General features: G+C 73.2%; 10 protein-coding genes and 1 pseudogene. 10 read left to right on the forward strand and 1 reads right to left on the reverse strand.

Features of this window, described 5'->3' with window-relative positions:
• Positions 1–303: 303 nt before the first annotated feature.
• The 10 genes and pseudogenes from rpsP (at position 304) to F6X68_RS28060 (ending at position 6262) form a co-directional block, all read left to right on the forward strand.
• Positions 304–786 (forward strand): 30S ribosomal protein S16, encoded by a 483-nt coding sequence (gene rpsP / locus F6X68_RS28015; RefSeq protein ID WP_151457070.1) that lies wholly within the window; start codon positions 304–306, stop codon positions 784–786.
• Complete coding sequence (locus F6X68_RS28020) at positions 761–1021, forward strand: RNA-binding protein (protein ID WP_172862164.1); 261 nt, start codon at positions 761–763, stop codon at positions 1019–1021. Before rpsP ends, F6X68_RS28020 begins: the two co-directional genes overlap by 26 nt.
• 2 nt (positions 1022–1023) lie before the next feature.
• Positions 1024–1611, forward strand: a complete 588-nt coding sequence (gene rimM, locus F6X68_RS28025) for a ribosome maturation factor RimM (RefSeq protein ID WP_192581565.1) — start codon at positions 1024–1026, stop codon at positions 1609–1611.
• Positions 1612–1631: 20 nt separating this feature from the next.
• Positions 1632–2405: a tRNA (guanosine(37)-N1)-methyltransferase TrmD gene (gene trmD, locus F6X68_RS28030; RefSeq protein WP_151457072.1), complete on the forward strand. Its 774-nt coding sequence runs from the start codon at positions 1632–1634 to the stop codon at positions 2403–2405.
• A 142-nt stretch (positions 2406–2547) separates the two neighbouring features.
• Positions 2548–2904, forward strand: a complete 357-nt coding sequence (rplS, locus tag F6X68_RS28035) for a 50S ribosomal protein L19 (RefSeq protein ID WP_101414582.1) — start codon at positions 2548–2550, stop codon at positions 2902–2904.
• A gap of 184 nt (positions 2905–3088) precedes the next feature.
• Positions 3089–3963, forward strand: a pseudogene (lepB, locus tag F6X68_RS28040) (signal peptidase I).
• Between the two features lie 9 nt (positions 3964–3972).
• The gene (gene lepB / locus F6X68_RS28045; RefSeq protein ID WP_151457074.1) at positions 3973–4593 is read left to right on the forward strand and encodes a signal peptidase I; all 621 of its coding nucleotides are present in this window, start codon (positions 3973–3975) and stop codon (positions 4591–4593) included.
• A 48-nt stretch (positions 4594–4641) separates the two neighbouring features.
• Entirely contained in the window at positions 4642–5136 is a 495-nt protein-coding gene (locus tag F6X68_RS28050; RefSeq protein WP_151457075.1) for an NUDIX hydrolase, read from the forward strand.
• On the forward strand, positions 5130–5942 hold the full coding sequence (locus tag F6X68_RS28055) for a ribonuclease HII (RefSeq protein WP_151457076.1): 813 nt from the start codon (positions 5130–5132) through the stop codon (positions 5940–5942). Before F6X68_RS28050 ends, F6X68_RS28055 begins: the two co-directional genes overlap by 7 nt.
• Positions 5939–6262: a DUF2469 domain-containing protein gene (locus F6X68_RS28060; RefSeq protein ID WP_007075222.1), complete on the forward strand. Its 324-nt coding sequence runs from the start codon at positions 5939–5941 to the stop codon at positions 6260–6262. The genes F6X68_RS28055 and F6X68_RS28060 overlap by 4 nt, the downstream gene beginning before the upstream one ends.
• Positions 6263–6368: 106 nt before the next feature.
• On the opposite strand, the gene F6X68_RS28065 is transcribed toward F6X68_RS28060, so the two are convergent.
• Positions 6369–7475 carry a sulfite oxidase gene (locus F6X68_RS28065; protein ID WP_151457077.1) on the reverse strand — a complete coding sequence of 369 codons (1107 nt, stop codon included), beginning with the start codon at positions 7473–7475 and terminating at the stop codon, positions 6369–6371.
• Between the last annotated feature and the right edge of the window lie 161 nt (positions 7476–7636).

A 7636-nucleotide genomic window follows, 5' to 3' on the forward strand; every position in this document is an offset into this window, starting at 1 on the left:
CGACCCGCCCGCGCGTCCCGGTGGCGCACCGCCCCCGATCGGCGGGGCTGGCCGCCGGGCGGCGACTGTGCTTTCGGTCACTTCTGCCGCCCGGCGGGTGACCGGGGGCGGTCCGGTGCGAGCGATCGGGGTCCGATCTGGCAGAATGGCTGGCTGGTATCCGGCGCGCGTCCGGCGCCCTCTAACCCGGGCACGTCGCCAGTCCACCGAGCAGTCTCCGGCCCAACCCCACTGTGCCGGTCGACACTCACCCGTGCACCGCCCGTACCGGGCAGGTGAGATCGCAACAGGAGCGAAACAACTGTGGCCGTAAAGATCCGGCTCCTGCGGATGGGCAAGATCCGCAACCCGCAGTACCGCATCGTCATCGCCGACTCGCGCACCAAGCGCGACGGCCGGGCGATCGAGTTCGTCGGGATCTACCAGCCGAAGGAAGACCCTTCGGTCATCGAGGTCAAGTCGGAGCGGGTCCAGTACTGGCTGTCCGTCGGCGCCCAGCCGAGCGAGGCGGTGCAGCGGCTGCTGGAGCTGACCGGTGACTGGCAGAAGTTCAAGGGCCTGCCGGCCCCGCCGCCGCTGAAGGTCGCCCCGGAGCGGGTCGACCGCACCGCGGCGTACGAGGCCGAGGCGAAGGCCGCCGCCGGGCTGGCCGAGGCGCCGGCGAAGCCGGCCAAGAAGGCCGCCAAGGCCGAGACGCCGAAGACCGAGGCTCCGGCCGAGACGCCGAAGACCGAGGCTCCGGCCGAGGCCCCGGCTGCCGCTGCCGACGCCGGTGAGCAGGCCTGACATGCCTCTGCGTCCGGCGTTGGAGCACCTGGTCAAGGGCATCGTCGACCACCCCGATGACGTACGCGTCCGGATGGTCGACTCCCGTCGGGGCAAGCGGCTGGAAGTCCGCGTGCACCCGGAGGACCTCGGCACGGTGATCGGGCGGTCCGGCCGGACCGCCAAGGCGCTGCGCCAGGTGATCGGCTCCATCGGCGGGCGCGGCGTACGCGTCGACATCGTCGACTCGTACTGATGCTGCTCGTCGTCGGCAGGGTCGGCAAGCCGCACGGCATCCGCGGTGAGGTCACCGTGGAGGTGCGGACCGACGAGCCCGAAGCGCGGTTCGCCCCAGGCATGGTGCTGCGCACCATGCCTGGGGCGACGCCCCGGGCGCGCCGCACCGAGCCCGTGGCGCCGCAGCCGTCGCCGGCCGCGCCCGAGCAGGGGGTGGCCTTCCGGGTGCCCGCCGAACTGGTCGTGGAGTCCGCCCGCTGGCACCAGGGACGGATGCTTGTCGCGTTCGAGGGCAGCCTGGACCGCGACGTCGCCGAGGCGCTGCGCGGCACCCTGCTCGCGGTCGACAGCGCCGACGTCGCCGCGCCGGAGGACCCGGAGGAGTTCCACGACCACCAGCTCGTCGGGCTGGCCGTGGTCACCCCCGACGGCGACCGGCTGGGCGAGGTGGCCCGGATCGACCACGCCCCCTCCTCCGACCTGCTGGTACTGCGCCGTCCCGAGGGCGGCACCGCGCTCATCCCGTTCGTCAAGGCGATCGTCCCCGAGGTTGACCTCGCCGGCGGTCGCGTCGTCGTCGACCCGCCGGCCGGTCTGCTCGATCTGTAGAACCGCTGGAGCACCCCCGCATGCGCGTCGACATCGTGTCGATCTTCCCGGAGTACTTCGCCCCGCTGGACCTGTCGTTGATCGGCAGGGCGCGGGCGAACGGCACGCTGCGGCTGGCCGTACACGATCTGCGGATCTGGACCCACGACGTGCACCGCACGGTCGACGACACGCCCTACGGCGGCGGGCCCGGCATGGTGATGCGGCCGGAGCCGTGGGGCGAGGCGCTCGACGCCCTCGCCCCGGCGGAGGTGACCGCGCCCCGGCTGGTGGTGCCGGCCCCGACCGGCGCCCCCTTCACCCAGGCGATGGCGCACGAGCTGGCCGCCGAGCCGCACCTGCTCTTCGCCTGCGGCCGGTACGAGGGCATCGACCAGCGGGTGCTCGACCACGCCGCGACCCGGATGCCGGTGACCGAGGTCTCCCTCGGCGACTACGTCCTCTTCGGCGGTGAGGTGGCGGTGCTGGTGATCCTGGAGGCGGTCACCCGGCTGCTGCCCGGCGTGCTCGGCAACGCGGGTTCGCTGGCCGAGGAGTCGCACGCCCACGGGCTGCTGGAGGCCCCCATGTACACGAAGCCGGCGACCTGGCGGGGGCTGGAGGTGCCGGAGGTGCTCCGTTCCGGCGACCACGGCAGGATCGCCCGCTGGCGGCGGGACGAGGCGCTGACCCGCACCGCGACGCGTCGTCCCGACATGCTCGCCGCGGTGGACCCGCAGCGCCTGGACAAACGGGACGTCGCCGCGCTGGACCGGGCCGGATTTCAGGTGCCGACGGGGGATGTGGCAAAGTAGGGGGGTTGCCGCAACCGGCCGCGCCGCGGCCGGCTGCGAGGATCCCCGACCGGGGTCGGGTCACTGACCGCCACCCGGGGATCAGAATCACCCACCCGCGCACCGATTGACGGTGCGCCGTGAGCCTCACGAGGACGCAGCGATGAACATCCTGGACGCCCTTGACGCCCAGTCGAAGCGCACCGACCTCCCCGACTTCCGTGCCGGTGACACCGTCAAGGTGCACGCCCGCGTCGTCGAGGGCGCCCGGTCCCGTGTCCAGATCTTCCAGGGCGTCGTCATCCGCCGCCAGGGTGACGGTCTGCGCGAGACCTTCTCGGTCCGCAAGATCAGCTTCGGCGTCGGTGTCGAGCGCACCTACCCGATCAACAGCCCGGGTATCGACCGGATCGAGGTCGTGACCCGCGGTGACGTCCGCCGCGCCAAGCTCTACTACCTGCGCGAGCTGCGGGGCAAGAAGGCCAAGATCAAGGAGAAGCGCGAGAAGCAGCCGAGCTGACCTCGCGCTCGCCACGCCGCCCGAGCTGCGCGTATGTCGTACCGACCGGACCGCACTACCCTGGTCGCTACGGGCGCAGCCGGGCGACGTCCCGCCACGACGGCGGAGCGACGACCACTACCGCCCGGGGAGCCCCGACAGGGTTCCCGGGCGGTAGTGTCATTTCTGCTGACCGGAGAGTGGCGTGGTGCAGACGCTTGACGAGGACGGCGCCGTCGACCCCTGGCGACGGCGCGCCCGCCGGCCCCGCCGACAGATGCCCCTCTGGCAGGAGCTGCCGCTGCTGCTGGTCGTCGCGTTCTGCCTCGCGGTGCTGATCCGCACCTTCCTGCTCCAGGCGTTCTTCATCCCCTCCGGCTCGATGGAGGACACCCTCCTCGTCGGGGACCGGGTCCTGGTCAACAAGGTCGTCTACGACGTGCGCGACCCGGTGCGGGGCGAGGTCGTCGTCTTCCGGGGCACCGACCGCTGGGCCCCGCAGGTCGCCGAGGGGCCGGAGCCCGGGTTCGCGGGCAAGCTCAGCCGGACCGTCGGCGACCTCGTCGGCGTCAGCCGCCCCGGCGAGAAGGACTTCATCAAGCGGGTCATCGGCCTGCCCGGCGACCGGGTGAAGTGCTGTGACGCCGAGGGGCGGGTGCTGGTCAACGGCACGCCGCTCGACGAGTCGTCGTACGTCCTGCGCGACTCGCCGCTCGACATCCCGCCCAACCCCCGCGAGTGCCGGTCCCGGCGCTTCGACGAGATCGTGGTCCCGCCCGGGCAGATCTTCGTCATGGGCGACCACCGGATGGTCTCCCAGGACGCCCGCTGCCAGGGCCCGGTGCCGATCGAGAACGTGGTGGGCCGGGCGTTCACCGTGGTCTGGCCGTCGTCGCGCTGGAGCGCCCTGTCGGTGCCCGCGACCTTCGACGACGTCGCCGACCCGCCGGCCGCCACCACCGGCGCCCCGCCCCCGGTCCGCCCCACGCCGGACGGCGATCTGGTGCTGTTCGCCCCGACCGCTGTCGCGCTCGCCGTTCTCGCGCGTTCCGGACGGTGGCGCTGGGCCGGGCAACGTAGGCTCGTGCCGTGATTGACGAGCAGACCGACAAGCCGCGCAGTTCCTTCTGGAAGGAGCTGCCCATCCTCCTGGGTGTGGCGATCCTGGTCGCGGTGCTGGTGCGCGCCTTCGTGCTGCAGACCTTCTTCATCCCCTCCCCGTCGATGGAGAACACCCTCCAGATCGACGATCGGGTGCTGGTCAACAAGCTGGTCTACGACTTCCGGTCCCCGCACCGGGGCGAGGTGATCGTCTTCAAGGCCCCCATGGAGTGGAGCGCCAACCCCGACGGCGAGGACTTCATCAAGCGCGTCATCGGCGTCGGCGGCGACCACGTGGTCTGCTGCGACGCGCAGGACCGGCTGGTGATCAACGGCAAGTCGCTGGACGAGCCCTACATCTACCCCGGCGACAAGACCGCCGAGGAGTTCGACATCACCGTCCCGAAGGGCCGGCTCTGGGTGATGGGCGACCACCGCGAGGCGTCGGGCGACTCGCTGGAGCACTGGCAGCAGTCCGGTCAGGACATCACCGTCGCCACGATTCCCGAGGGCGAGGTCGTGGGGCGGGCCTTCACCGTCTTCTGGCCGTTCGGCCGGGCCACCTGGCTGAGCGTCCCGAAGCCGTACGAGGCCATCCCCGAACCGTAGGGGCCGCCGGGCGTGTGCGTTGTCGGCGGCGTCTGGCAGGCTGGTGCGGTGACCGTCTACACCCCCCGGCGTGCCGCGCGCGTCCTGCTCGTCGACGCGGCGGGTCGGGTGCTGCTCTTCTGCGGCTCCGACCCGGCCCGTCCCGAGCACGGGCGCTGGTGGTTCACCCCCGGCGGCGGCCTGGACGAGGGGGAGACCTACCCCGAGTGCGCGGCGCGGGAGCTGGCCGAGGAGACCGGGCTGCGGCTGCCGGCCCCGGCGTTCGGGGCGCCCGTGCACCGCGACGTGACGGAGTTCCCCTTCGACGGCGTGTGGTACCGGCAGGAACAGGAGTTCTTCCTGGTGCGGGTGGCGGGCCACGAGGTCGACACCGCCGGCTTCAGCGAGATCGAGCGGGCCACCGTCGCCGCCCACCGGTGGTGGTCGCCGGACGAGCTGACCGTCAGTGGCGAGCGGTACTACCCGCCGGACCTGACGACGGTGCTGGCCCGGGCGCTGGCCGCCTCGCCCGCGCCCACGGCCGGACAGGACGCGCCGTGCTGACGCCCCCGCGCACGGTGGTGCGCCGCGAGGGCGGGCTCTACGCGCTGGAGCGCGCGTTGCAGCGGCGCGGCTTCCGGCACGTCGCCGGGGCCGACGAGGCGGGTCGCGGCGCCTGCGCCGGGCCGCTGGTCGCCGCCGCCGCGATCCTGCCCGAGGGCCGCCGCGGCGAGATCGACGGGCTGGCCGACTCCAAGCTGCTCACCCCCGCCAGCCGGGAGCGGATCCACGACGAGGTCGTGGCCCGCGCGCTGGCGTACGCCGTGGTGGTGATCCCGGCCGAAGAGGTCGACGAGCGGGGCCTGCACGTGAGCAACCTGGCCGCGATGCGTCGCGCGCTGGCGTCGCTGACGACCCGCCCCGACTACGTGCTGACCGACGGCTTCGGCGTGGACGGCCTCGACGTGCCGGGGCTGGCCGTGTGGAAGGGCGACCGGGTGGCCGCCTGCGTCGCGGCGGCGAGCGTACTCGCCAAGGTCACCCGGGACCGGATGATGGTCGAGCTCGACGGGGCGTTCCCGGGCTACGGGTTCGCCGAGCACAAGGGTTACATCACCGCGGAACACACCGCGGCGCTGCGGGACCGGGGGCCGTGTCGGGAGCACCGGTTCTCGTACGTCAACGTGGCGACGGTGTCCGGTCGCGACGGCGCCCCGCCCCGGGCGCGCCGGCCGGCGGACGCGAGGCGGGACGAGCCGATGGAGCGCTCCTGCCCGCCAGGGGGTACCGTCGGCGTGGCGTTGGGCGAGCAGCCTCAGCCTCCGGCGTCGGTGGGGGAAGATGTGGTCATGGAAGGCGGAGTGCGATGAGCGCGGAAGACCTCGAGAAGTACGAGACCGAGATGGAGCTCCAGCTCTACCGGGAGTACCGCGACATCGTCCGCCAGTTCTCCTACGTGGTGGAGACGGAGCGCCGGTTCTACCTGGCCAATCAGGTCGACCTGCACGTGCGCAACTCCGACGGCGAGGTCTACTTCGAGGTCGAGATGCACGACGCCTGGGTGTGGGACATGTACCGTCCGGCCCGGTTCGTGAAGAACGTCCGGGTGATGACCTTCAAGGACGTCAACGTCGAGGAGCTGGAGAAGCCCGACATCTCGCTGCCCGCCGACTCCGGCTTCGGCGGCTGACCCACCGCTCCGCCGCCCGCCCGGCTGACCCACCGCCGGGCGTACGAGCCCATCGGCGCCCCCACCGCCGCGCGGCCGTCGCCCCAGTCCTCCCCGGCAGCCCGGCTCACCCCGCCAGCACCACGACCTCGACCCGCTGGACGAGGTTGTTGGCGAAGCCGCCCCGGTTCCACGCCTGCTCGACCGGCTGGCTGCGCCCGGAGGCGTCGGTGGCGCGGGCCCCGAGGACGTGCCGCCCCGGCTCCGCCGCCCACTCGTAGCGCCAACGGCGCCAGGCGAACTCCCCGCCGACCTGCTCGTCCAGGATGGCCGGTCGCCAACTGGCCCCGCCGTCGGTGGTCACCTCCACCGAGACGACCGGGGCGTGGCCGGACCAGGCGCGACCGTCCAGCGTGCACGGACCGGGCCGCAGCACGCGGGTGCGGGACATGAAGTCGGGGAAACCGGGCGGCCGGACCAGCGCCCGCGGCTCGATCCGGGTCACCGGCACACCGGGGTCGTCCGCGTCCCGCCGCAGCCGGTAGGCGACCGCGTTCTGGTAGCCGTCGAACGCCTCGGTGCGTACGTCGATCGCGCGCAGCCACTTGACGTGCGCCATGCCGTACCAGCCGGGCACGATCAGCCGCAACGGGGCACCGTGCTGCGGCAGCAGCGGAGCGCCGTTCATCTCGTACGCCAGCAGCACCTCCTCGCGCAGCGCGTCGGCGGCCGGCAGCGCCCGCTGGTAGTCCTGCTCGACGCCGCGTTCCACGCCGTGGTCGGCGCCCGTGAAGACCACGTCCACGGCGTCGGCGGCGATCCCCGCCTCGCGCAGCAGCGGCGCCAGCGGGGTGCCGGTCCACTCCGCGTTGCCGACCGCCTCGACCAGCCACGGCTGGCTCACCGGCCGGGGGTGCAAGAGGGCGCGCCCGTTGCCGGCGCACTCCAGCGTGACCCGGCGGGTGACCCGGGGCCGCTCGCGCAGCGCCGTGAGGTCGAGGGCCAGCGGCCGGTCCACCGCGCCGGCCACCGTCAGCGCGTGCGCGTCCGGGTCGAGGTCCGGGATGTCGTAGTGGATGAGCAGGTAGTGCAGGCCGGCCGGGGTCACGTCGTAGCGCAGCGCCTCCAGCGGGATGCCGTGGTTGCGGGCGGCGAGCTGCAACTCCTCGGCGGTGATGCCCTCGCCGGGTTCCGCCAGGCGGGAGGGCCCGCTGGCATCGTGCACAGTGGTCATCGAGGACCTCCCCGGCCGGACGGCGGCGGCTCCGCCGTGCGCCCGTCCCAGCCTAGGGCCTCGCCGGCGCTGCCGGGCACGCCCAGGAAGCAGCGCGCCTAGCAGACCGCCCGGCCCTCCGGGGGGCCGTCCACAGGACGACCGTCGTCCACAGGCGAGCG

The sequence above is a fragment of the Micromonospora sp. AMSO12t genome, from assembly GCF_008806585.1.
Taxonomy (GTDB): domain Bacteria; phylum Actinomycetota; class Actinomycetes; order Mycobacteriales; family Micromonosporaceae; genus Micromonospora; species Micromonospora reichwaldensis.

Bases quoted from the DNA above. Each gene is read 5' to 3' on its own strand.
- trmD (WP_151457072.1), top strand. From the start codon at position 1,632: ATGCGCGTCGACATCGTGTCGATCTTCCCGGAGTACTTCGCCCCGCTG.
- rplS (WP_101414582.1), top strand. From the start codon at position 2,548: ATGAACATCCTGGACGCCCTTGACGCCCAGTCGAAGCGCACCGACCTC.
- F6X68_RS28060 (WP_007075222.1), top strand. From the start codon at position 5,939: ATGAGCGCGGAAGACCTCGAGAAGTACGAGACCGAGATGGAGCTCCAG.
- F6X68_RS28065 (WP_151457077.1), bottom strand. From the start codon at position 7,475: ATGACCACTGTGCACGATGCCAGCGGGCCCTCCCGCCTGGCGGAACCC.